Raw genomic sequence first — 24,219 nt, 5'->3', positions numbered from 1 at the left:
GAGAGGAGGTCATTGCCAATGAAGACCTTACTGGAAGTAAAAAATTTAAGCGTGTCTTTTGACGTATACGGTGGAGAGGTACAAGCCATTCGTGATATCAGCTTTGATGTCAAGAAAGGTGAGTCAGTTGCGATTGTTGGTGAGTCAGGATCGGGTAAGAGTGTTACCGCTCAATCCATTATGCGATTAAACCCTTCACCACCGAGCAGAATCAAAAATGGTTCTGTAAAGTTTGACGGTCAGGAACTTCTCTCTTTGTCGGAGAAAGAGATGCAGAATGTTCGCGGAAACAAGATGGGCATGATCTTCCAAGATCCAATGACATCCTTGAACCCTACTCTTACAGTAGGTGCTCAAATTATAGAAGGTCTTATCAAGCATCAAAATGTAAGTAAATCAGATGCTATGGCCAGAGCAATTGAAATGTTGAATTTGGTAGGTATTCCAAACCCGGATCAACGTGTTAAGCAATACCCACATCAATTCTCAGGCGGTATGCGTCAGCGTGTTATGATCGCAATTGCCCTTGCTTGTAATCCTGCTCTATTGATTGCGGATGAGCCAACGACGGCACTTGACGTGACGATTCAAGCACAAATTATGCGTGTAATGAAAGATCTTCAAGAAAAGATGGGTACTTCAATTATTTTGATTACCCATGATCTTGGGGTTGTAGCAGATGCATGTGATCGAGTTATTGTTATGTACGCAGGCCGTATCGTTGAAACAGGTACAAAGTGGGAGATTTTCAAAAACCCGCAGCATCCTTATACACGTGGTCTACTACGCTCTTTACCGCGTCTTGACCAGAAGAAGGATGAGCCGCTTATACCGATTCCTGGTACACCGCCAGACTTAATTAAGCCGCCAACTGGTTGCAGCTTCTGTGCGCGTTGTGACGAGGCAATGAAAGTTTGTGTCGATAATGATCCTAATCTTCATGCAATTAAAGACAGCGATTCTCATGCAGCTGCTTGCTGGATGTTGCATCCTTATGCTAAACGGGAGGTGCCGGTATGAGCTCCCCATTAGTTCAAGTCAATGACTTGCGCAAGTTTTTTAACTTGGGCAAAGGCAATATACTAAAAGCTGTCAACGAAATATCTTTTGATATTGGTCGTGGTGAAACGGTTGGTGTCGTAGGGGAATCTGGTTGTGGTAAATCGACAGCTGGACGTACGATTCTACGTTTATATGAGCCAACTAGCGGTGGCGTTACGTTTGATGGAAAAGATATTTACAAGTTGAAAGGTGCAGAGCTTAAAGGTTTGCGCCGCAACATGCAAATGATTTTCCAAGATCCATACGCATCACTTAACCCGCGTATGACAGTAACCGATATTATCGGAGAATCACTAGATATTCATAATTTGGCAGGAAGTCGTGCTGAGCGCAAGCGCAAGGTAGAAGACTTGCTAGATCTTGTTAACTTGAATCCAGAGCATGCTACTCGTTATCCGCATGAATTTTCTGGCGGTCAACGTCAACGTATCGGTATTGCCCGTGCGCTTGCAGTTGATCCGAAGTTCATCATTGCCGATGAGCCGATCTCTGCACTAGACGTGTCCATCCAAGCACAAGTTGTAAACTTGATGAAGGACTTGCAGAAACGTATGGGTTTAACTTACCTGTTCATTGCGCATGACCTTTCGATGGTTAAGCATATAAGTGATCGCGTTGCGGTTATGTACTTGGGTAAAATTGTTGAGCTAGCTGAGAGCAGTGAGCTTTATGACAATCCGCGTCATCCGTATACACGAGCTCTTCTGTCCGCAATTCCAATTCCGGATCCAGAAGTTGAAGCAACGCGCGAGCGTATCGTTCTGAAGGGTGATCTACCAAGCCCAATCAACCCGCCGAAGGGTTGTCAGTTCCACACTCGTTGTCCGATCGCAACAGATAAGTGCAAGACCGATGAGCCTAAGCTAGTTGATATTGGCAGAGGTCACTTGGCTGCTTGTCATTACGCATAATTATTAGAAGAGCTTTCTCCCACAAATCTTGTGAGAGAAAGCTCTTTTTTTGATTGTGCCCGGCGAGACATGTTTTGTTTGTTCTAACATTGAACACTAACTTGATGTTCATTTATTTATATATTGCTGAAATTATAGAGCACTAGTAATGAGATATTCAGAATTAAAACAAGGGATGTACGGTTATAAGACCCGTACATCCCTTAGGTTGATTGCTATTTTATTTTACAGTAACGCGTAAGGAGACACTTCTTCCCTCGAAAGTAGCTTTGATTGTCGCTGTTCCTTTGCCGACTGCAGTGATTCTGCCATCAGTAACGGTCGCAACGGTTGTTTTAGAGGAGCTCCATTCTGCGATGTTCGTTTGATCTACAGGACTACCCGTATAATAGTATGCTTTCAAAGTAGTAACGTAGGTACCCTTTACTGGCAATACAATTGACTTAGTAGATAGTTGTAATGATTTCAACTTTGGTGTCACTTCGACAAACACTTCAATCGATTTACCTTGGTAGGTACCGATAAGCTTTGTTAATCCTACATTAAGCGCTTTTACAGTAGAGGATCCGCTTACCGATGCAATGGCTGTATTACCGACTACCCAAGTCATTTTTGAACCGACGGAAATTGTCTTACCATTTTTATAATGACCAGTTACCTTAATAGTCTTCGAACGTCCAGGATTAAGCTGAATGTTTGTTGGCTCTGCGACAAGCTTCACGATCTCTTCTTCGACTTTAATTCTTACGGATACTGACTTCGTTAAATATGTACCAGTAAGAGCTACAGAGGAGGCTTCTAGCCCCTTCATCGTTTTCTCTAAGAGAATGATATTATCAGAAGTTGTTTTCCATTTGACAGACTCCGAGACGTCAACCTCTTCGCCGTCTTCATTTACTACTGTTACTTTTGGTAGTGCGGTTGCTTTGCCAATGACGATACTCATATCTTTTGCTTCGGCAATTAGTTTTACTGGTTTTGTATGAACAATTGCTTTAACGTCGACTTTAACGCCTTGTACGTTAGCTGTAAGTGTTGTTTGGCCTAGTTTTTTTGCTACCCATTTATTATTTTCGATGTCAGCAATACTACCATCTGCTGTCGTCCATTTTGTGAGCTTCGTAACGTCTACAGTGGAGCCATCGAATGTAGTAGCTGTAATCTTCGGAAGTTCACCACTAATACCTTTAAAACCGTCTAGTGTGTCTTCCTCCGCTTTAAGTTTTGTAATGCTAGGGTACACTGTGATATCGATACTGCGGCTAACCCCTTTGTGTGAAACGGTAATTTTTGCTGTGCCGACAGATCTTGGTTTTATTACGCCTTTATCGACAGTTACAATAGTAACGTCTGATGAAGACCATTCTGCTTTATCTGTGATTGGTTCAATGCTGTTATTGATGTTGAGAACTTCTGCTGTAATCTGAAATTGTGCATCTTGAAGCTGCATATGATACTCTTTCTCCGGAAGGAGCTTGATCGATTGATAAGGTGTCCTTACTACCGCTTCAAGAGTAGTAGTTACTCCTAGATGAGAAACCGTAATCGTTGCTTTTCCGGCTGCCAAAGGAGTCAAAACACCCTTCTCTACAGTAAGCACTTTGGTGTTGCTGCTCGTCCAAGTTGCAACATCAGTTACTGTTGATGTTGGTTCGCCTGTCTTATTTTCAGTTGTAGCATGAAGATTATATTTCGGAGCATCCACTTCAAGCTCAAGTAATTCGTTTGGAGGTGCTGGCCCTATGATAATTTTTTTGTAAGGCGATGAAGTTGTAATTTTGATCGAATCTGATTTCCCTTTATACTTGGCTGTTATAGTTGTAGTACCTACTCCTACCAATGTAACTTTTCCTTCTTCCACTGTTGCAACGGATGTGTTTGAGGAGGTCCATAAAGCTTCAGTAGTAATTGTTTTTGGTGTACTTCCCTTGAAACCGTTAAGAGAGAAGGATAATGGATTACCAAGTTTTATATCCTCAATAATAGCAGGTGCTTCTATATTACCTTGCATGAGAGTTACTTTGTCATATTCAAAATCGGAACTTGCCTTAATAGAAGTTGTAAATCCTTTATAAGAAACGCTAATGGTTGATGTGCCTTTTCCAAGTCCAGTCAGTACACCATTCTCTACTTTGATGATTGAACTGTTGGATGATTTCCATGTGGCTTCTGCTGTAACATTTTTGTTCTGCGATGATCCTACTGTGGATGCATAGACAGTTACATTAACTTTATCATCATCGACTAACATCTCAAGAGATTGCGTATTGGTGTTGTAATCTAAAGAACTGTAACCGAGTTCAATGCCTGTGACAGCAGGTTCAGCTGCGTGTGCTACTCCAGATATAGACGACATGAAGATCGCAAATATGATTGCGGCAGCAGTCCATTTACGAGCCCCCTTCAACGACATGTTCCAACCTAAATTTGAGTTCACTACATCCCTTTCCTTTCTCCTTGAAACTATTTATCTTACTACTAATAACGGCATATTGACGCTCAAAATGAAGACTGTATGCTTATTTCTCATTTTCGAATTACTAGGGAGCTGTGTTAAAATGAAACTTTATGAAATGGGATTGGTGGTCTGATGGTATACAGTTGTCAAGTTTACAACGATTGCGGAAGGAGATTTAAATATGATACTAGACTGGTTTATTGAACTTGAAAATTCGCTGCGGCTGGTGCCACTTGGTATAGCTATTGGAATATTTCTGTTGTTCTTATTATTTCGAAAGTTATTCGTTAAGTACTTATTTTCATTTCTTATGAGGAGGATGGAACGCTCAGACATCGCTGTTAAGGTGCTTGAAGCGTTTCACAAGCCTTTGCGTGCTGTATTTGTACTGTTAGGTGCATATCTGGCCATTGTTTATTACGCACAGGAGCACTGGATGATCCTCTCGGTAATTCATCGGTTGTTCCGAAGTGGTATTGTCATAGCGGTAGGTGTGGGACTATACAACATGTCTGCTTCTTCGTCCGCTCTATTGGAGCGAGTAGGCAAAAGGTTTGGGGTCGATGAAGCCAGCATGCTCATCCCGTTTCTCTCCAAGGCTGTTAGGTTCGTCATTATTGTTCTTGCCGCAACAGTCGTTATTTCCGAGTGGGGTTTCAGCATTAACGGTGTCGTTGCCGGAATGGGTCTTGGAAGCTTGGCCATTGCATTGGCGGCAAAGGATACTTTAGGCAATATATTGGGCGGAATTATTATTATTTTGGAAAAGCCTTTTTCTAAGGGAGATTGGATTCTGACACCTAGTGTAGAAGGAGTTGTGGAGGATATTACATTCCGAAGCTCGAAAATCCGTACGTTCGCAGATGCGGTCGTTACTGTACCAAACTCAACACTAGCAGATCAACCTATTACGAACTGGAGCCGCATGGGGAAAAGAAGAATTACATTCACACTTAATGTGGCAGTCGACACAGAGCCGAATAATCTTCGGTCCGCTATTGAACGAATTGAACAATACTTAATGGAAGATCCAGCGATTGACCCTGGAACGATTATGGTGCGCTTCAATGAAATAAAGGAAAGCAGTCTTGGCATTTTCCTTTATTATTTCTCAAAAACAGTAGCCTGGAAGGATCATCTGACCGTTCGCCAGGATACACAGCTTGAGATGATGCGTATTTTGGCTGAAGAGGGAGTCAAGCTTGCGTATCCTGTTCAAAGAATATTGTTAGAAAATGATCATGCAATAGAGAAATCTGATTCAATGATTTAAGCAACTGGCAAACAAGTATATGAGAGTACAAAAAAGTCTGCATTCCGGTGCAGACTTTTTTATTTTTGCGTCCCAGATGCAACGCTGAAACGAGAGTGCTATAATGTATGGGATTGTGTCCATGCCATAGGCATGGTATTCGAAAAGGATATTGGGAGGAATTACGCTCCATGAGCAAATTAGTAATCTGTGACCATCCATTAATTCAGCACAAGCTGACGTTCATTCGGAACAAAGAAACGAATACAAAAGATTTCCGTGAATTAGTGGACGAGGTTGCAACTTTAATGGCTTACGAAATTACACGCGACATTCCACTGGAAACAATTACAGTAGAAACACCTGTTACTCTAACTGAAGCAAAAGTAGTTTCGGGCAGAATGCTCGGCTTGATCCCTATTTTGCGTGCCGGACTTGGTATGGTTGAAGGTATCCTTAAGTTGATCCCATCAGCAAAAGTAGGACATATTGGTCTTGCGAGAGATCATGAGACACTCCAGCCAAAAGAGTATTATATTAACCTACCTACGGATGCCCCGAATCGACTACTAATTGTAATCGATCCAATGCTTGCAACTGGCGGTTCTGCGAACGCAGCTATCGCTTCTTTGAAGAAGCGCAACTGTGAGCACATCAAGTTAATGTGCCTTATCGCTGCACCTGAAGGTGTCAAAGCAGTTCAGGATGCACATCCGGATGTCGAAATTTATATCGCAGCTCTTGATGAGAAGTTGAATGAAAAAGGCTATATCGTACCTGGTCTCGGAGATGCTGGAGATCGTATGTTTGGCACAAACTAGACAGTTGGCTTGAACTAAGATGTAGGAGTGGAAACTTTTGCCCAAATTAAAGGTAATGACTATATTCGGCACAAGACCAGAGGCAGTTAAGATGGCCCCGCTTGTTCTTGAATTGCAGAGACGTGAAAATGATATTGAATCTATCGTATGTGTAACCGCACAGCACAGACAGATGCTAGATCAGGTGCTTGATTTTTTTGAAATCAAACCAAATTACGATCTGAACGTGATGAAGGAGCGCCAGACCTTAACAGAAACTACGGTTAGGGTATTGGAGGGGCTTGAGCCCGTTCTAGATGAAACCAAACCAGATATTGTACTGGTACATGGTGATACTCAAACAACTTTCCTTGCGAGCTATGCTTCGTTTCTAAAGCAGATCAAGGTAGGACATGTCGAAGCTGGACTACGTACTTGGAACAAGATGTCGCCATATCCGGAAGAGATGAACCGTCAGCTAGCAGGTGTGCTCTCTGATATTCATTTTGCTCCGACGGATTGGTCAGCGAACAATCTTCGCAAGGAGAACAAGTCGGAAGAGTCCATTTATATTACAGGAAATACAGCTACTGACGTATTCCAATATACGGTGGACGAATCGTTTGCACACCCAGTCATTGAGTGGGCGAAGGGTAAACGGATGATCCTAATGACTGCACATCGCAGGGAAGCACTTGGCGAACCACATCGTAACATATTCAGAGCTGTTAAGCGCATTGCTGATGAGCATGAGGATGTTGTTGTCGTTTATGCAGTTCACCCAAATCCTGCGGTAAGAGAACCTGCTAATGAAATATTAGGAGATCATCCACGGGTCCGCTTGATTGAGCCGTTAGATGTGTTTGAATTCCATAATTTCTTCCCTCATGCCTATATGATCATGTCGGATTCTGGCGGCTTGCAAGAAGAAGCTCCATCGTTTGGAGTGCCTACGCTTGTGCTACGCGATACGACAGAACGCCCAGAGGGAATTGAGGCAGGAACGTTAGAGCTAGTTGGTACGGATGAAGAGCAAGTGTATGCTCGTGCTAAGGCATTGTTGACCGATTCTGCCCTCTATTGCCGTATGAGCCAAGCGGCTAATCCTTACGGTGATGGCAAAGCTTCGGAACGAATTGTCGATGCTATACTGCATCATTTTGGCAGACTAAAAGAACGCCCTGATTCGTTCACACAACGTTCATAGTTATTGCAACATAGACGGTGTGAAGGCTGAATGCACAGCATACAGTGGTACTGTACGGTTTTGGCTGTTCGGAAACCTTGTATTATAAGGGTTTTACCCCTTTTGTTCACGGAATGTTTGCTGTTATTTCAATTGACAAACCTTGCGCCGCTTCGATAAAATAAATGAGGATTGATAGGGGTACAAGCCATGAATAAAAGAAGCAAAAGGAATAATCCATGGATAGCTGCTGGTTTGGTAGGTATGATTGGAATTGATATAGCCTTTTGTATTTTTTTGGGATATTGGATCGGTACTGTTCTGGATAGCCGTTCAGGCAGCGGGAACAACTGGACCATTGGCGGCGTACTGGTCGGTCTAACAATCGGATTAGTTTCAGCCATTCTGATTGTGAAGAAGGTTTTGGAGGATTCCGATGGATAAAATGATGAAGTCGGCAACACGTATAATGCTATTGTTAATGTCGGCTTGTCTCATTTTGTGGGCTGTCATTCCCGCGTGGAAACCAGTCATGTTAGGACTTCTCGTCGGTCTTGCAGCAAGTGCTATGAATGCGTTTTTATTAAAGCGCAGAGTGGACATGATCAGTATGGCCGCTATGGAAAAAGGTTCACGAAAGAAAGGGCTGGGATTCGGCAATCGAATCGCAACCGTACTGTTGGTAGCGATGCTTGCCTATCGATTCCCAGAGGATTTGAACATGCCTGCCGGATTAATAGGCAGTATGGTAATGCCGTTTATTCTTTTAGCGGTGGCAATGGTACAGACAATGAAAGAGAATAACAACGGAAAGGGGTGAAATTGAAACATGCATGAATTTCCCAAGGTAGAGTGGCTGGGTATGACCTTTGACATCGCGGCGATACTTGCGATTCTCGTTTCCGTTGTTATTACAATTTTAGTCGCACGGTTGTGCACTCGGAACTTGTCGGTAGAGAATCCTACGAAGGCGCAGAACTTTATGGAATGGGTCGTAGAATTTATGCACGGAACCATCGCGAGCTCGATGCCGGTGCACAAAGTTAGACAGCATTTGTCCCTAGCGATGACTTTAATATTATTTATTCTAATCTCCAACTTGCTTGGTTTGCCATTCATAATTGGGACAGAAGTGGTTGAGCCTCAGCCGTGGTTGGTTGGGATGACAGCAGAATATCTGGCTGATCATGGCGGTGTAGCTCATTTGACTTGGTGGAAATCGCCGACGGCTGATTTGTCTGTAACTGCTGGTCTTGCGCTGATTGTGTTCGTTCTTGTTCATTACCTTGGATTGAAGCAGAACAGAAAGCACTACCTGAAGCATTATGTGGAGCCGTATCCGATTTTCTTCCCAATTAACTTGCTTGAGACGATCGCTAAACCGGTTACTCTTGCTCTGCGTCTATTCGCTAACATTTATGCGGGTGAAGTTCTAATCTCCACTATTCTAAAGTTGAGTTGGATCGGTATTCCTTTCTTGGTTGCGTGGCAAGGCTTCAGTATATTTATCGGTTTAATACAGGCGTTCTTGTTCACGGTTCTAACAATGGTGTACATTGCACAAGCCACCGTTCATGATGAAGCTCATTAAAAAATAGGGTTTTGTATCAACTCTGGTTCAGTCTATGTGACGGGGCTCGGGATGCACTAAATACAGCACAACAAATACAATTATTTTTAGAGGAGGATTTTTCAAATGGAAGTATTGGCAGCAGCTATTGCAGTAGGTTTGGGCGCGATTGGCGCAGGTATTGGTAACGGTATGATCGTAAGTAAAACTGTAGAGGGTATCGCTCGTCAACCTGAGCAAAAAGGCGCTCTTCAAACAACTATGTTTATCGGTGCGGGTATCGTCGAAGTTGTACCTATCATCGGCGTTGTAATCGGTTTCTTGGCGCTATTCAGTAAATAAGCAGTATATTCGATTGGCGGGGAAGGCCTAGCCCTCTTCGCCTTTGTTTTGATTATTTGTTCATTAATTGGATTAAGAAAGGAGTCAGCTATGATGAATTTTGAACCGACATCGATGGTTATTGCGATTATTTCGTTCTTGATTTTGTACTGGGCTTTGAACAAATGGGCTTTTGGTCCGTTGTTCAATGTAATGGAGAAGCGCAGACAGCTAATTATTGAGCAGATGAATTCAGTAGATTCCAGCCGTAAACAAGCTGAGGAGTCTATGGCTGAGCAAAAGGCTGCGCTCGAGCAAGCACGTAAGGAAGCATACGGTATTATTGAGCAAGCAAGAACAACTAGCGTGAAACAAGCTGATGAAATCGTTCAATCTGCGAAATCGGAGGCAACTCGTCTGAAGGACGACGCGTTGAAAGATATAGTAAGCGAAAAGAACAAAGCAATCGCGGCGCTACGTACGGAAGTGGGCGGCATCTCCGTGAAGATCGCATCCAAAATTATCGAGCAGCAAGTGGACGAGAAGTCCCAAGAACAGCTTGTTGATAAATACCTGAAAGAAGTAGGCAGCAAATGAGCCGGGACACGGTTGTAGCGAAGCGCTACGCAAAAGCGTTGTTCGAGCTTGCTTCCGCCGCAGGTAAAGTTTCAGAAGTGGAAGATCAGCTTAAGCTGGTTGCTGACGTTCTGAATGAGGATGTAGAAATCATTAAATTCCTTTCCTTGCCAAACATAGCCCCAGAGAACAAAATTGCTCTTCTGAAATCGGCTTTCGGAGACAAGGTGTCCGAGCTTGTGTTTAACACGCTGCAGGTTCTTGTGACTCGCAGACGCCAAGCTATTACCGGAGATGTATATGAAGCATATACAAAAATTGCTGGTGAAGCATTGGGACAGGCACATGCAACGGTATATTCGGCTAAACAGCTTACGGATTCAGAACTTGCAGATGTTGCAGTACAATTCGGAAGCATTACCGGAAAGAAAATTATTGCTCAGCAAATAGTCGAGCCGGCATTGCTGGGTGGACTGCAAGTTCGTATTGGCGATCGCCTCTATGATGGCAGCTTGTCAGGTAAGCTGGATCGTTTACAAAAATCTTTGAATTCTAAAGCACTGTAGATAGGGGTGAACGAATTGAGTATCAGACCTGATGAAATCAGCACGCTGATTAAACAACAGATCGAACAATATAAATCCGAGATTCAAGTCGTGGACGTCGGCACTGTCATCAATGTCGGTGACGGTATTGCGCGTGTACACGGTTTGGAAAATGCGATGCAGGGCGAATTGCTCGAATTTTCAAACGGTGTTGTTGGTATGGCCTTGAACCTTGAGGAAAGCAATGTGGGTGTCGTTATTCTTGGACCTTATACAGACATTCGTGAAGGCGATCAAGTAAAACGTACAGGACGCATTATGGAAGTACCAGTTGGCGACGAGCTTCTTGGACGCGTCGTTAACCCGCTTGGTTTGCCGCTAGACGGCAAAGGACCTGTTAACACAACGCAAACTCGTGCGATTGAATCCCCAGCACCAGGCGTTATCGACCGTAAATCGGTTCATGAGCCAATGCAAACGGGTATTAAAGCAATCGATGCGATGGTACCAGTTGGCCGTGGGCAACGTGAGCTTATTATCGGTGACCGTCAAACAGGAAAAACAACGATTGCAATCGATGCAATCATTAACCAAAAAGGTACAGGCGTTAAATGTATTTACGTTGCAGTAGGACAGAAGCAATCCACAGTAGCAAACGTTGTAGAAACATTGCGTCGTCACGGTGCTTTGGAATACACAATCGTAGTTACAGCGGGCGCTTCCGAGCCAGCTCCATTGTTGTTCTTGGCTCCATACGCAGGTATTTCCATGGCTGAGTACTTCATGTACAAAGGCGAGCATGTATTGATTGTTTATGATGACTTGTCGAAGCAAGCTGCGGCATACCGTGAGCTTTCCCTATTGCTTCGCCGTCCACCGGGTCGGGAAGCTTACCCTGGTGACGTTTTCTACCTGCATTCCCGTTTGCTAGAGCGTGCAGCTAAACTTAGCGACAAACTTGGCGGCGGTTCCATTACAGCTTTGCCATTTATCGAAACACAAGCATCTGACGTATCGGCTTACATTCCAACGAACGTAATTTCGATCACAGATGGACAAATCTTCCTTGAAGCTGACCTATTCTACTCGGGCCAACGCCCGGCAGTAAACGTAGGTATCTCCGTATCCCGTGTTGGCGGATCTGCGCAGATTAAAGCGATGAAGAAGGTTGCTGGTACACTTCGTCTTGACCTTGCGGCTTACCGCGAACTTCAAGCGTTCTCCCAGTTTGGTTCTGATCTTGATAAAGGTACTCTTGCTCGTCTTAACCGTGGTGCTCGTACGATGGAAATTCTTAAACAGGGCGCTAACCAACCGATGCCTGTTGAGAAACAAGTTATGTCCATCTACACAGCGGTTAAAGGTCATCTTGATGATATCGCTATTGACAAAATCTCTCGTTTTGAGAAAGAATTCCTTGCATTCTTGGAATCCAATCATCCAGAGATCGGCGCATCGATCCGCGATACAAAAGATCTTGTAGCGGACAACGAAAAGGCGCTTGTTGATGCAATTAACAAATTTAAGAAAAGCTTTGCCTAATAGGCTCTGAAATATATGCCTACGTCCGTCCGTAAGAACAGGCGTAGGCCCCTTACTACGCTCGGGAAACATTTCTCAAGCAAACGAAGGCGGGTGAAAATGAATGGCTAAAGGCATGCGTGATATAAAACGTGAGATCAAGAGTAAACAAAATACGAAGCAAATTACGAAAGCGATGGAGATGGTAGCAGCATCCAAGCTCAGAAGAGCGCAGGAGGCAGCAGTTGCAGCAAGACCTTATGCAGATAAGCTTAAGGAGGTAGTTGCAAGCATCGCCGCAGGCACTAAGGATGTGAAACATCCGATGCTTGAATCGCGTCCTATCAAAAAGACAGGATACCTCGTTATTACTTCGGATCGTGGTCTTGCGGGCGGTTACAACGCCAACATCTTGCGTAAAGTAACGCAAACGATCCAAGAAAAGCATAAGTCAACAGATGAATACGCCCTGTTCGTCATCGGACGTAAGGGTCGTGATTTCTTCCGTCGTCGTAATATGCCAATCGTGGAAGAAGTAATCGGTTTGGTAGATTCTCCGACATTCGCAGACATCAAAGCGGTAGCAGCGACTGCAGTTAAGATGTTCGCAGAAGGTTCGTATGATGAACTAAATCTCTATTACAACCAATTCGTAAATGCAATTACGCAAATCCCTACTGAAACTCGTCTGTTGCCGCTAGATGAAATTAGCGGAGGAACAGCAGTATCTGCTTATGAGTATGAGCCATCACCGGAAGGCGTATTGGAAGTACTGTTGCCTAAGTATGCGGAGACGCTTATTTACAGTGCAGTTCTGGACGGAAAAGCCAGTGAATTCGGTGCTCGTATGACAGCAATGGGCAGCGCAACGAAAAACGCAACGAAGATGATTAACGGACTGACGCTTACCTACAACCGGGCACGTCAAGCTGCTATCACTCAAGAGATCTCCGAGATCGTTGCTGGAGCAAACGCACAATCATAATTTTATATAAGATGGACCAGGAGGGAAAACAATGAAAAAAGGACGCGTTGTATCCGTCATGGGACCGGTTGTCGACCTTGAGTTCGAACGCGGCAACCTGCCGGAAATTTTGAACGCTGTCAAGATCGAGGAGAAGGGCCAAGCGGGCGGAGTAGATATTAACCTAACGCTTGAAGTTGCCGTTCACCTCGGTGACAATAAGGTTCGTGCGGTTGCTATGAGCACAACTGACGGTCTAGTTCGCGGCATGGTAGCAGTTGATACTGGTGCAGCAATTACGATTCCAGTTGGCGAACCAACACTTGGCCGTGTATTTAACGTACTTGGTCAACCAATCGACGAAGCTGGCGATGTGACTTCCAAAGTGAATCTTCCGATTCACCGTGCAGCACCTGCATTTGATGAGTTGTCCACGCAAGCTGAAATTTTGGAAACTGGAATTAAAGTTATCGACTTGCTTGCACCATACGCTAAGGGCGGTAAAATCGGCCTCTTCGGCGGCGCGGGCGTAGGTAAAACGGTAACAATCCAAGAACTTATCAACAACATTGCACAAGAGCATGGCGGTATTTCGGTATTCGCTGGTGTAGGTGAGCGTACTCGTGAGGGTAACGACTTGTACCATGAGATGAAGGATTCCGGCGTACTTAGCAAAACAGCGATGGTATTCGGACAAATGAACGAGCCTCCAGGCGCACGTCAACGTGTTGCACTTACAGGTTTGACTATGGCTGAATACTTCCGAGATGAAGAAGGTAAAGACGTTCTATTGTTCGTCGATAACATCTTCCGCTTCACGCAAGCAGGTTCCGAGGTTTCGGCCCTACTTGGCCGTATGCCTTCCGCGGTAGGTTACCAGCCAACGCTGGCAACTGAAATGGGTCAATTGCAAGAGCGTATTACATCCACGAAAAAAGGTTCGGTTACATCGATCCAAGCGATCTACGTACCTGCCGATGACTACACGGATCCAGCTCCTGCAACAACATTCGCTCACTTGGACGCAACGACGAACCTTGAGCGTAAAATTTCGGAGATGGGTATCTTCCCAGCGGTTGATCCACTGGCGTCGTCTTCCCGTATCCTTAGTGCAGATGTTCTAGGTGAAGAGCATTACAATGTTGCTCAAGGCGTGAAGAAAATTCTTCAGCGTTACAAAGAGCTTCAAGATATTATCGCGATTCTGGGTATGGATGAGCTTAGCGAAGAAGATAAAATCACGGTTTCCCGCGCTCGTAGAATCCAATTGTTCCTATCCCAACCGTTCCACGTTGCCGAGCCGTTCACAGGAACGCCAGGTAAATACGTACCGGTTAAAGAATCCGTTCGTAGCTTCAAAGAAATTCTCGAGGGCAAATATGACTACCTGCCGGAAGAAGCTTTCCGTTATGTAGGTGTCATTGAAGAAGCCGTGGAGAAAGCCAAAACGCTTTAATAGCGAGGGGCGGGAGGAATCCACATGAGTACCTTTTTGGTAGAAATCGTAACGCCAGAGCGCAAAGTTTACGAAGAGACTGCGAACATGGTTAGTGTAGTAGGTGTAGAAGGTGAGCTAGGTATTTTGCCTAACCACATTCCGCTTGTTACTCCACTTCGCATCGCTCCAGTAAAGATTAAGCGCGATGGAGTCGTAGATATCGTTGCCGTTAATGGTGGCTTTATCGAAGTTCGCAAAGATAAAATTGTTATTCTTGCTGAAAGCGCTGAGCTTGCAAATGACATTAACATCGAACGCGCAGAGGCTGCTAAGCAGCGTGCTGAACAACGTCTTGCTGCTAAGCAACAAGACCAAGTTGACTTCCGCAGAGCGGAGCTCTCCCTTCAACGGGCGATGAACCGTCTAAATGTGAAGCAGCGTTAGTTGATTAAAGCATGATGTAACGGAAGAACCGTCGATCTCTAATGAGATCGACGGTTTTTTGTGTTTTCTATGGCGATGTCGGAAATAAGGGATGTGATGTCGTTTAGGCTAAGGGAAGTCAACGATTAAATCGCTAACGAATCGTATAACTCTTTTTTCATCGAAAAGTAGCCATTTTATGTTATAACGAACCTCAGATTCGCTATTTGATTAAAATGTGCTCCGTATCGGCTGTAGAATCAGCAATAACGTCATATGGATTCGCTAGAAAAAATATAATGAGATTCTTTGTAGGATAAGCAATAGTAGGTTCGCTAGAACAAAAAAAGCGAGTTTTTTGTATGGTTGGTAATATAAGATTTGTTTGAGGTGTTGTTAATTTCAAGTTTTATTTATGCTTTGATTTGGTTTTGAATCTTTTCTATTTTAGGCACATATGGGCAGTGAAAAATGAATAGGATAGACGATCCCTCAAAAAGTACCCTCCAACTCCATCATAGACGGCTGTGGAAGCATTTGTTATAATTGTGAGGAAAAATTGACCAAGATTAGACATCCTGCATTCCATTCCACGACGGAGGCGATTGTTTGGAAAACTACATCAATAACTACGTTGTCGTCGCTATATTCGCTGTGCTTGGTATTCTGCTCCCTGTTGTTGCATTAACAGTTGGCAAGCTTCTTAGGCCTAAGAAACCTACAGAAATTAAACAAAGCACATACGAAAGCGGCAACGAGCCGGTAGGTGAAGGTCAGGTTAGATTTAACATTCGTTATTATTTATTTGCATTAATGTTTGTCATTTTTGATGTGGAAACCGTTTTCTTATACCCTTGGGCCGTCGCGTATAATAAGCTCGGTCTATTTGTTTTTATCGAAATGATTATTTTTGCGGGAATGCTACTCATTGGACTTCTATATGCATGGAAGAAGAGGGTGCTGAAATGGAATTGAACCTAGAATCGATTACATTGGAAGAACGCAAAGAGCTGGAACGCAACGTTTTTATGGGAACTTTAGAGCAATTGAAGGCTTGGGCGCGAAGTAATTCCTTATGGCCACTCACCTTTGGCCTTGCATGTTGTGCTATCGAGATGATGGGAACAGGAGCGTCGCATTATGATTTGGACCGATTTGGCGTTATGTTCCGTACATCGCCCCGTCAGTCCGATGTGATGATTGTATCAGGCACGGTTACGAAAAAGATGGGACCATTGCTTCGTCGATTGTATGATCAGATGCCAGAGCCGAAATGGGTCATTGCTATGGGTTCCTGCGCTACGGCAGGAGGACCATATATTAAATCTTACGCAGTCATTAAAGGTGTCGATCAGATTGTACCGGTTGACGTATACATACCGGGCTGTCCGCCCAATCCTGCAGCACTTATTTATGGAATAAACAAGCTTCAAGAGAAAATACGTTATGAGGCGAAGACCGGGAAGAGGGTGACCGGTCGATGAGTGACGAGGAGAAGAAGCAAGACTTGGAGACAGAAGGAACCTCACAAGCAAGTGAGTCGGAGAAGGTAGAAGCAGCAGTAAGTGAGCCGCTGAAGGCAGAAGCATCAACGAGTCAACTGCAGAAGGTAGAAGCATCAAGTGAGCTACTAGAGGCTGTACCAGCATCTGCACCAGCGGTAGATCCGGAGCATGAAGCTAAGTTAAAGGCAGCAGCTGAAGCCAAAGCTGCTAGACTAGCAGCGAAAGCTAAGGTTGAAGCTGAGGCGGCAGAAGCAGAACCTGAGCAGCCGAAGCCTCCATCGGCAAGACTGCCTGATCTTGAGCTTATCGTGCGAATATTGGGTAATGAGGTTGCAAGTGACGCTGTGCTTGAGTCTTATGTTAATGAATTAAATGCGGATATGCCGACAATCGTTTTAAGCGGAACTCACTGGACTAAGGCAGCAAACGTGCTGCGAGATCATAATGAGTTGGGCTTCAATTATTTGCGCAACGTATCGGGGGTAGATTACGAAACACATTTGGAAGTGGTCTATCATTTATTATCGATCCATAGCAAAAAGGATGTAGCTATCAAGCTAAAAACAGACCACGAAACAGCATCTGTACCTTCGGCCACGCCGATATGGTCAACCGCTAATTGGAACGAAAGAGAAATTTATGATTTATTAGGTATCGATTTTCCCGGTCACCCCGATCTGCGCAGAATTATGATGCCGGATGATTGGGTAGGCCACCCGCTTCGCAAAGATTATGAACCACTCGACTCGGAGGTGTAAACAACCGGTGATTCGAACAGAAGAACTGCTACTAAACGTAGGTCCGCAGCATCCTAGTACGCACGGCGTATTTCGGATTGTAGTCAAGCTCGATGGAGAAGTCATAACGGAAGCCACGCCGGTAATGGGTTATTTGCACAGGGGAACGGAGAAAATTGCGGAAAATCTTAATTTCACACAAATCATTCCTTATACAGATCGTATGGACTATGTGTCCGCTATGACGAATAATTATGTACTTGTACACGCAGTAGAAACAATGATAGGTCTGGAAATACCGCTTCGTGCGGAATTTCTGCGGCTGATTGTTATGGAGCTTCAACGTGTGGCAAGCCATCTCGTATGGTGGGGAACTTACCTTTTGGATATTGGGGCGATGAGCCCATTCCTATATGCTTTCCGAGATCGAGAGATTATCATTAATCTATTCAACGAGCTAACTGGAGCAAGACTAACCTATAACTACATGCGGGTAGGTGGAGTGAAGTGGGATGCTCCTCCGGGTTGGATGGATAAGGTAAAACAATTTATTCCGTATATGGAGCAAAAGCTCCAAGAATATGACAGACTTGTAACAGGCAATGAAATTTTTCTGGCAAGGATCAAAGGTATAGGAAAATACGATGCTGCTACTGCGATAGATTACGGTTTATCTGGTGCGAATCTTAGATGTACAGGCGTGAACTGGGATTTGCGTAAAGCGGAGCCTTATAGCCTCTACGAACGGTTCGATTTCGATGTACCGGTTGGTCAGAATGGTGATTGCTACGATCGATATCGAGTTAGACTGGAAGAAATACGCCAAAGCCTGCGTATATTGAAGCAAGCGGTAGCACAATTCCCGAATGATGGTGAAACAATGGGTAAAGTGCCAAGAGCCATTCGTCCGCCTGCTGGTGAAACGTATGTACGGATCGAATCTCCTAGAGGAGAGATAGGCTGCCATATCGTTTCGAAGGGAAAGGCAGAGCCTTACCGTCTGAAATTTCGACGACCCTCCTTCGTTAATCTTCAAATACTGCCTAAATTGTTAGTTGGAGAGTCGATGACCAACCTTATTACGATACTGGGAGGCATTGATATCGTTGTTGGAGAGGTGGACTGCTGATGGGAGCTTGGCTAAATGAACCACTTACGTGGGGCAATGCGCTAATTATGTTTCTATGGGTCGTCTTATTTTTACTTATTGTGCTTGGTTTCGTTACTTATGCCATTTATTTCGAACGTAAAGTGATCGGTTGGATGCAATTACGGATTGGACCGAATCGTGTAGGACCTTTAGGTTTGCTGCAGTCGGTTGCAGATATTTTCAAGCTATTGATCAAGGAAGATACAATACCGAGCAAGGCAGATCGCCTATTGTTTATTATCGCTCCGCCATTAGCCTTTATACCGGCATTTATGGTATTAGCCGTCATACCATATACTCAGAACTTATATTTTGCTGATTTAAATGTTGGCTTGCTCTATTATGTGGCATTGTCTGGCGTGTCCACATTAGCTATTGTGCTCGGTGGCTGGGCATCTAACAATAAGTATGCGCTTATTGGAGGCATACGTTCTGCTGCTCAGATGATTAGTTATGAGGTTCCGCTAGTTATTTCTATTGTTGGTGTTATTCTGCTTAGCGGAAGCCTCAATTTGCGGGATATTGTTGCTGCTCAGTCTGGTGGTTGGTTCTGGGATTGGAATATCCTCCCTCAAATCGTCGGATTTGCTGTATTCTATATAGCAGCGTTATCTGAATTAAATCGTACACCTTTCGATCTGCCAGAGGCGGAATCGGAGTTAGTTGCAGGATATCATGTCGAATATAGCGGCTTCCGCTTTGCGTTTTTTATGTTAGCTGAATACGTGTATGTGTATGCGATTGCGGCGCTAACTACGGTACTGTTTTTGGGTGGATGGCATGCGCCGGCACCTTTCCTTGATTTTGTACCGGGCATTATCTGGTTTCTGCTGAAGTTTGCTTTTATCGTATTTTCATTATTTTGGATAAGAGCATCATTCCCTCGTATTCGTGTAGATCAATTGATGAGCTTAGGTTGGAAAGTACTTCTGCCTGTAGCGTTACTTAACGTATTTTTGACAGCGCTCTACTTGGAATTGTTCGTTAAATGAGGATAAGGGAGAGAAGAACATGAACGGATTGTTGCAAGGACTCGGTGTGACGCTTAAATCGTTGACGGCGCCTAAAGTGACGACCTCATACCCCGATGAACCAATCCTAATGCCAGACCGATTTCGTGGCATTCAGCACTTCATACCCGATTTGTGTATCGTATGTAATCAATGCGCCCGTATTTGTCCTACAGATTGTATAACGCTTACTGGTAAGCCGAATCCCGATCCAGAGAAACGGGGCAAGGTTATCGATACGTTCGATATTAATTTTGAAATTTGTATTCTATGCGACCTATGTACAGAGGTATGTCCTACCGAGGCGATTGTGATGACGAATCACTTCGAGCTTGCTACTTACAGCAGAGATGATCTGTATAAGGATGCAGGTTGGCTTACAGATAACAACACACTTGTACGCGAAGATAATAACAATATCGGAGCACCAGCCAAAGGGGGCGCCAAATAATTGTTTAACGTCGAAATAACGGGAGAATTTATTGCCTTCTTCGTATTCGCGGCGATTATGATTGGGGGAGCCGTCCTCGTGATCAGTTTAGAAAAAGTCGTGCATATGGTCATATCGATGGCGGCTGTCTTTCTAGGATTAGCAGGACTATATGTACTGTTAGAGGCTGAATTCGTCGCATTTGTACAGGTGCTGATCTATGCAGGGGCGGTATCCGTTCTTATGATCTTCGGTATCATGATGACGAAGCATCATGGAGAGAGTGCTGAGCCAGCAAGACCGTTACATGAGGTGCTTGTTGCGGTAGGGGCACTTAGTCTTTTCGGTTTATTATTTTATGCCATACGCACATCTACCTTCCCAGATGCTGCACCGATCCAAGGTGGGGAGGACAATACGATGGCGATTGGTCAGCTATTATTTTCTGGATATATCGTACCGTTTGAGTTGTTGTCGATTCTGCTGACAGTTGCTTTTATCGGCGCGATAGTGATCGCTAAGAAGGAGGCTGATTAAATGCTAGCTTCCTATCTTACAATGGCGGCAATATTGTTCTGTATAGGTCTGTACGGTGCGCTAGCGAAGCGAAATGCAATCATTATATTGCTATCACTGGAACTCATGCTGAATGCAGTGAACTTAAATCTCGTCGCATTTTCTAAATATGGGGTTGTGCCTTCCTTAACAGGCCAAATCTTCTCTATTTTTTCTATCACGGTCGCAGCAGCTGAAGCTGCAATTGCTGTAGCAATAATTATCGCATTGTTCCGTGCACGCGGAACGATTAACATCGAAGCATTCAATCGAATGAGGAGGTAAGGCTGGTAATGGACATGTACACAAAAGCTGCTTGGATCATACCGCTGTTACCATTTGTATCTTTTCTCGTATTGACTGCGCTTGGCAGGAGCTATCGCACAGCTGGTGTTTGGATTGGCTCACTCGCTTCACTCAGTGCGTTCGTAATGTCATTGCTTGTATTGCTCGAACGACTTAAGCCCAATGCTGTGGACTATAACTACACCCTTGATTGGATAACAATCAATCGGTATACCTTTAACATTGGATACGAGGTCACTAACCTAACTGCGATGATGCTTGTTGTTGTGACGTTGGTAGGTTTTCTCGTCAATGTATATTCCGCTGGCTATATGAAGAATGATGAACGCATAACGGTATTTTATGGATACATCTCATTATTTACTTTTTCTATGTTAGGCCTTGTTTTATCTGATAATATGTTGTCCTTATATATTTTTTGGGAGCTTGTTGGCGTTTGCTCGTTCTTACTTGTTGGCTTCTGGTGCTCTAAGCCATCAGCTCGCGCTGCAGCCAAAAAAGCATTCATCGTCACACGTATTGGTGATGCAGGCTTGTTAATCGGCATTTTGCTGCTCTTCTGGTATATGCCAGACCATTCACTAGGCTTTACGATGATCGAAAGTGTATTTGATGGTCAAGGTGGATCGATTACGACAGGAATAACGACAGTCATAGCATTATTAATCTTTCTTGGTGCGGTAGGTAAGTCAGGTCAATTCCCCCTACATATTTGGTTGCCCGATGCGATGGAAGGTCCAACACCCATTAGCGCATTAATCCATGCTGCAACGATGGTAGCTGCAGGCGTATTCCTCATTGCTCGTACCTTCGATATCTTTGAAGCATCAGCAATCGCCATGAACACAGTCGCTTATGTGGGTGGATTTACAGCTATTTTCGCCGCAACAATTGCTCTTGCCCAAAACGATATAAAAAGAATACTCGCCTATTCTACTGTTAGCCAGCTTGGCTATATGATGATGGCGCTGGGGCTTGGTTCGCTGACAGGTGGCATTTTTCATCTGTTCACACATGCGTTCTTTAAAGCACTTTTGTTCCTAGGGGCAGGGAGCATTATTCATGCTGTACATACGCAGAACATTAATGAAATGGGCGGTCTAGGCAAGCCAATGCGATTAACTGCTTGGACATTCGCAATAGGTGCATTAGCACTTGCTGGTATTCCGCCATTTGCCGGCTTTTGGTCGAAAGATCTTATTTTGACAGTGGCGCTTGAGGAGAATCCATTATTGTTCGCCCTTGGTCTAGGAGCAGCCTTCTGTACAGCGCTGTATATGACAAGATTATATGTTCTTGTCTTCTTGGGTAAATCGAGATCACCTCAGGGAGGAAGCGCTCTTGGTAAAGTGAAGGAATCTCCTTGGGTCATGACGCTGCCGCTAGTTGTACTTGCTGCCCTCTCTTTGGTTGCAGGGTTTGTAGAGACACCGTGGAATGGCTGGTTAGGGACATGGCTGAGCGATGAAAGAGTGGCACCTCATGGCAGCGCTGTAGCGATTGCTAGTTCTATTGCAGTTGGCTTATTAGGTTTAGTAATAGGATGGCTTATCTACGGCAAAGGCAGAATAAGTCGCACTATCATTACAGATCGAATGCCTTGGCTGACAAAGCTGTTGGAAAATAAATATTATGTAGACGAATGTTATGAAGCAGTTATTATAAAACCTCTTCGTGCATTCGGTACTGGCTTGATGGCTTTTGATACATACGTTATTGGAGGGGCAGTTAAGCTTGCAGGGTCTGCTGCAAGCGGTGCGAGTAAGCTAGCGCTTAAGCTTCAGAATGGACACGTACAAACGTATAGCGTCGCAGCTGTCATTGGTTTCATCGTGATTATCATCGCGATTATCGGAAGGAGGATTCTCTCATGAGTATTCTGCATGATATTCCGATCTTATCGATCATTTTAATGTCACCGTTGCTTGGATTTCTAATTATTCAACTACTTCCCAAACATCAAGGGGGATGGTTGAAAACAGCAGCGATTAGTATTACTTTAATACCGCTAGCACTTTCATTGTGGCTGTTTGTCGATTATGACAAGCAACTAGGAGGAAGTGCATACGATGAATCTCTTAACTGGATCCAAGCACCAATTGCGCTGTTCCAGGGTGATGCAGAGTGGCTATTTTCATTCCAGTATGCTCTAGGCATCGACGGATTATCTTTGCCGCTTTTGTTACTGACAACGTTAGTTACTGCTATGGCTGCTATGGCTGCTATTCATGTGAAGAAACGCTGGAAAGCTTTTTTCAGCTGGTTTTTCTTGCTCGAGTTTGGTATGTTGGGCGTCTTTATGGCACGTGATGTTTTCTTGTTTTTTGTCTTCTTTGAGATTACGTTAATTGCCATGTACTTCTTAATCGGAATATGGGGTTACTATAATCGGGAGCGAACCGCTAACCAATTTTTAATATACAACGGTATTGGTTCTGCCATTATGCTGATAGCTTTCGTCCTGTTGGTTAATACAGCGGGCTTTCGAATGGAAGAGACGACACAAGGTATTCAATATATCTATAGCGGTAGCTATTCGGATATTTGGAGTAATTTAGCTGATCCGAACGCATATGTCAATCTGCCAGAGGATGCTATACAAGGAGGCAATCCCTTTAACATAAGCGATACGATGCAATGGTCGTTGTTCATTATGCTGCTGATCGCTTTTGGCATCAAACTACCGATATTCCCTTTCCATACGTGGATGCTCAAGGTGCATAAGGAAGCACCGCCGGCAATCGTCATGATTCATTCAGGTATTTTGCTCAAGATGGGCGCATATGGACTTATACGATTTGGGTTTTTCCTTTTTCCCCAGCAAGTCCGTGAGTGGGCTGTAGTACTTGCAACACTTGGAGTCATCAATTTGTTGTATGGGGCAATACTGGCTTTCCGGCAAGTGGAATTCAAGCTTGTACTTGCGTACTCTTCAATTAGTCATATGGGGATTGTTTTGATTGGTCTTGCGTCTCTCAATGAAATTGGAGTGCAAGGTGCGTTGTTCCAACTCGTGTCTCATGGATTAATCTCTGCTCTATTGTTTTTAATTGTTGGAAGTCTCTATGAGCGCACAGGCACGACTGAACTTGATCAACTTGGTGGACTGGCACGCTCAATGCCATTCATGAGCGGTGTTTTACTGACTGCAGGTCTGGCCTCACTAGGTTTACCGGGATTGTCCGGCTTTGTAGGCGAATTTCTGTCTATTTTGGGACTATTCGAATCGATGAGATGGCTTGCAGCAGCAGCAGTACTAGGAGTCATTTTAACAGCAGTTTACGTACTTAGAAGCGTACTTAAGATAACGTTTGGTCCACAAAAAGAAAGCTTCAGAGCACTTCGTGATGCAAGATTTATTGAGGCGCTTCCGATGATTGTATTGCTTGCATTTATTATTATGCTGGGCTGCTACCCCTCACTTTTAACGGATACAGTGGAACTTAGTATTAGCAGCTTTATGGACGTATTAAACGCAGCAAAGGCAGGGGGATAAGCG

At 44.2% G+C, this 24,219-nt stretch carries 26 protein-coding genes; 25 read left to right on the top strand and 1 reads right to left on the bottom strand.

Annotation, left to right across the window (positions count from 1 at the left end):
• Positions 1–18: 18 nt before the first annotated feature.
• Positions 19–1,020: an ABC transporter ATP-binding protein gene (locus tag MFF31_RS06920; RefSeq protein ID WP_238187329.1), complete on the top strand. Its 1,002-nt coding sequence runs from the start codon at positions 19–21 to the stop codon at positions 1,018–1,020.
• Positions 1,017–1,973, top strand: a complete 957-nt coding sequence (locus MFF31_RS06915) for an ABC transporter ATP-binding protein (protein WP_238187328.1) — start codon at positions 1,017–1,019, stop codon at positions 1,971–1,973. The genes MFF31_RS06920 and MFF31_RS06915 overlap by 4 nt, the downstream gene beginning before the upstream one ends.
• Positions 1,974–2,193: 220 nt before the next feature.
• Here the strand turns inward: MFF31_RS06915 and MFF31_RS06910 are convergent, their stop codons facing one another.
• Positions 2,194–4,410 (bottom strand): hypothetical protein, encoded by a 2,217-nt coding sequence (locus MFF31_RS06910; RefSeq protein ID WP_238187327.1) that lies wholly within the window; start codon positions 4,408–4,410, stop codon positions 2,194–2,196.
• 202 nt (positions 4,411–4,612) lie between these two features.
• Between MFF31_RS06910 and MFF31_RS06905 the strand changes: the two genes are divergently transcribed.
• The 23 genes from MFF31_RS06905 (at position 4,613) to MFF31_RS06795 (ending at position 24,216) form a co-directional block, all read left to right on the top strand.
• Complete coding sequence (locus tag MFF31_RS06905; RefSeq protein WP_238187326.1) at positions 4,613–5,704, top strand: mechanosensitive ion channel family protein; 1,092 nt, start codon at positions 4,613–4,615, stop codon at positions 5,702–5,704.
• Positions 5,705–5,874: 170 nt separating this feature from the next.
• Positions 5,875–6,504 carry a uracil phosphoribosyltransferase gene (upp, locus tag MFF31_RS06900; protein WP_238187325.1) on the top strand — a complete coding sequence of 210 codons (630 nt, stop codon included), beginning with the start codon at positions 5,875–5,877 and terminating at the stop codon, positions 6,502–6,504.
• Between the two features lie 37 nt (positions 6,505–6,541).
• A complete protein-coding gene (gene wecB, locus MFF31_RS06895; RefSeq protein WP_282570431.1) occupies positions 6,542–7,690 on the top strand; it encodes a non-hydrolyzing UDP-N-acetylglucosamine 2-epimerase in 1,149 nt (382 codons plus the stop codon).
• A gap of 189 nt (positions 7,691–7,879) precedes the next feature.
• Positions 7,880–8,113, top strand: coding sequence for an AtpZ/AtpI family protein (locus MFF31_RS06890; RefSeq protein ID WP_238187324.1), 234 nt, complete (start codon positions 7,880–7,882; stop codon positions 8,111–8,113).
• The gene (locus MFF31_RS06885) at positions 8,106–8,489 is read left to right on the top strand and encodes an ATP synthase subunit I (RefSeq protein ID WP_238187323.1); all 384 of its coding nucleotides are present in this window, start codon (positions 8,106–8,108) and stop codon (positions 8,487–8,489) included. Before MFF31_RS06890 ends, MFF31_RS06885 begins: the two co-directional genes overlap by 8 nt.
• Positions 8,490–8,498: 9 nt before the next feature.
• The gene (atpB, locus tag MFF31_RS06880) at positions 8,499–9,260 is read left to right on the top strand and encodes a F0F1 ATP synthase subunit A (protein ID WP_238187322.1); all 762 of its coding nucleotides are present in this window, start codon (positions 8,499–8,501) and stop codon (positions 9,258–9,260) included.
• Positions 9,261–9,365: 105 nt separating this feature from the next.
• Positions 9,366–9,581, top strand: coding sequence for a F0F1 ATP synthase subunit C (gene atpE, locus MFF31_RS06875; RefSeq protein ID WP_238187321.1), 216 nt, complete (start codon positions 9,366–9,368; stop codon positions 9,579–9,581).
• A gap of 93 nt (positions 9,582–9,674) precedes the next feature.
• Positions 9,675–10,157, top strand: a complete 483-nt coding sequence (gene atpF, locus MFF31_RS06870) for a F0F1 ATP synthase subunit B (protein WP_238188511.1) — start codon at positions 9,675–9,677, stop codon at positions 10,155–10,157.
• Positions 10,154–10,702 carry a F0F1 ATP synthase subunit delta gene (locus MFF31_RS06865; RefSeq protein WP_238187320.1) on the top strand — a complete coding sequence of 183 codons (549 nt, stop codon included), beginning with the start codon at positions 10,154–10,156 and terminating at the stop codon, positions 10,700–10,702. Before atpF ends, MFF31_RS06865 begins: the two co-directional genes overlap by 4 nt.
• 15 nt (positions 10,703–10,717) lie before the next feature.
• The gene (gene atpA / locus MFF31_RS06860) at positions 10,718–12,223 is read left to right on the top strand and encodes a F0F1 ATP synthase subunit alpha (protein ID WP_238187319.1); all 1,506 of its coding nucleotides are present in this window, start codon (positions 10,718–10,720) and stop codon (positions 12,221–12,223) included.
• Positions 12,224–12,326: 103 nt separating this feature from the next.
• Positions 12,327–13,187, top strand: a complete 861-nt coding sequence (gene atpG / locus MFF31_RS06855) for an ATP synthase F1 subunit gamma (RefSeq protein WP_238187318.1) — start codon at positions 12,327–12,329, stop codon at positions 13,185–13,187.
• Positions 13,188–13,218: 31 nt separating this feature from the next.
• Entirely contained in the window at positions 13,219–14,622 is a 1,404-nt protein-coding gene (atpD, locus tag MFF31_RS06850; RefSeq protein ID WP_238187317.1) for a F0F1 ATP synthase subunit beta, read from the top strand.
• A 24-nt stretch (positions 14,623–14,646) separates the two neighbouring features.
• Positions 14,647–15,048 carry a F0F1 ATP synthase subunit epsilon gene (locus MFF31_RS06845; RefSeq protein WP_238187316.1) on the top strand — a complete coding sequence of 134 codons (402 nt, stop codon included), beginning with the start codon at positions 14,647–14,649 and terminating at the stop codon, positions 15,046–15,048.
• A 588-nt stretch (positions 15,049–15,636) separates the two neighbouring features.
• Complete coding sequence (locus MFF31_RS06840) at positions 15,637–16,002, top strand: NADH-quinone oxidoreductase subunit A (protein ID WP_238187315.1); 366 nt, start codon at positions 15,637–15,639, stop codon at positions 16,000–16,002.
• Positions 15,993–16,511 carry a NuoB/complex I 20 kDa subunit family protein gene (locus MFF31_RS06835; RefSeq protein ID WP_197937993.1) on the top strand — a complete coding sequence of 173 codons (519 nt, stop codon included), beginning with the start codon at positions 15,993–15,995 and terminating at the stop codon, positions 16,509–16,511. The genes MFF31_RS06840 and MFF31_RS06835 overlap by 10 nt, the downstream gene beginning before the upstream one ends.
• A complete protein-coding gene (locus tag MFF31_RS25185; RefSeq protein WP_282570430.1) occupies positions 16,508–17,290 on the top strand; it encodes an NADH-quinone oxidoreductase subunit C in 783 nt (260 codons plus the stop codon). Before MFF31_RS06835 ends, MFF31_RS25185 begins: the two co-directional genes overlap by 4 nt.
• Positions 17,291–17,297: 7 nt before the next feature.
• The gene (locus tag MFF31_RS06825) at positions 17,298–18,398 is read left to right on the top strand and encodes an NADH-quinone oxidoreductase subunit D (RefSeq protein ID WP_238187314.1); all 1,101 of its coding nucleotides are present in this window, start codon (positions 17,298–17,300) and stop codon (positions 18,396–18,398) included.
• The gene (nuoH, locus tag MFF31_RS06820; RefSeq protein WP_282570429.1) at positions 18,398–19,411 is read left to right on the top strand and encodes an NADH-quinone oxidoreductase subunit NuoH; all 1,014 of its coding nucleotides are present in this window, start codon (positions 18,398–18,400) and stop codon (positions 19,409–19,411) included. The genes MFF31_RS06825 and nuoH overlap by 1 nt, the downstream gene beginning before the upstream one ends.
• A gap of 19 nt (positions 19,412–19,430) precedes the next feature.
• The gene (nuoI, locus tag MFF31_RS06815; RefSeq protein WP_238187313.1) at positions 19,431–19,880 is read left to right on the top strand and encodes an NADH-quinone oxidoreductase subunit NuoI; all 450 of its coding nucleotides are present in this window, start codon (positions 19,431–19,433) and stop codon (positions 19,878–19,880) included.
• On the top strand, positions 19,881–20,396 hold the full coding sequence (locus MFF31_RS06810) for an NADH-quinone oxidoreductase subunit J (protein ID WP_238187312.1): 516 nt from the start codon (positions 19,881–19,883) through the stop codon (positions 20,394–20,396).
• Complete coding sequence (nuoK, locus tag MFF31_RS06805) at positions 20,397–20,699, top strand: NADH-quinone oxidoreductase subunit NuoK (protein ID WP_238187311.1); 303 nt, start codon at positions 20,397–20,399, stop codon at positions 20,697–20,699.
• 8 nt (positions 20,700–20,707) lie between these two features.
• Positions 20,708–22,594, top strand: coding sequence for an NADH-quinone oxidoreductase subunit L (nuoL, locus tag MFF31_RS06800; protein WP_238187310.1), 1,887 nt, complete (start codon positions 20,708–20,710; stop codon positions 22,592–22,594).
• Positions 22,591–24,216, top strand: a complete 1,626-nt coding sequence (locus MFF31_RS06795) for a complex I subunit 4 family protein (protein WP_238187309.1) — start codon at positions 22,591–22,593, stop codon at positions 24,214–24,216. The genes nuoL and MFF31_RS06795 overlap by 4 nt, the downstream gene beginning before the upstream one ends.
• The last annotated feature ends 3 nt before the right edge of the window (positions 24,217–24,219 follow it).

Origin of the sequence: Paenibacillus sp. L3-i20 (assembly GCF_022180385.2) — a bacterium.
Classification (GTDB): domain Bacteria; phylum Bacillota; class Bacilli; order Paenibacillales; family Paenibacillaceae; genus Pristimantibacillus.
This window is presented reverse-complemented; position numbering and strand designations above follow the sequence as displayed.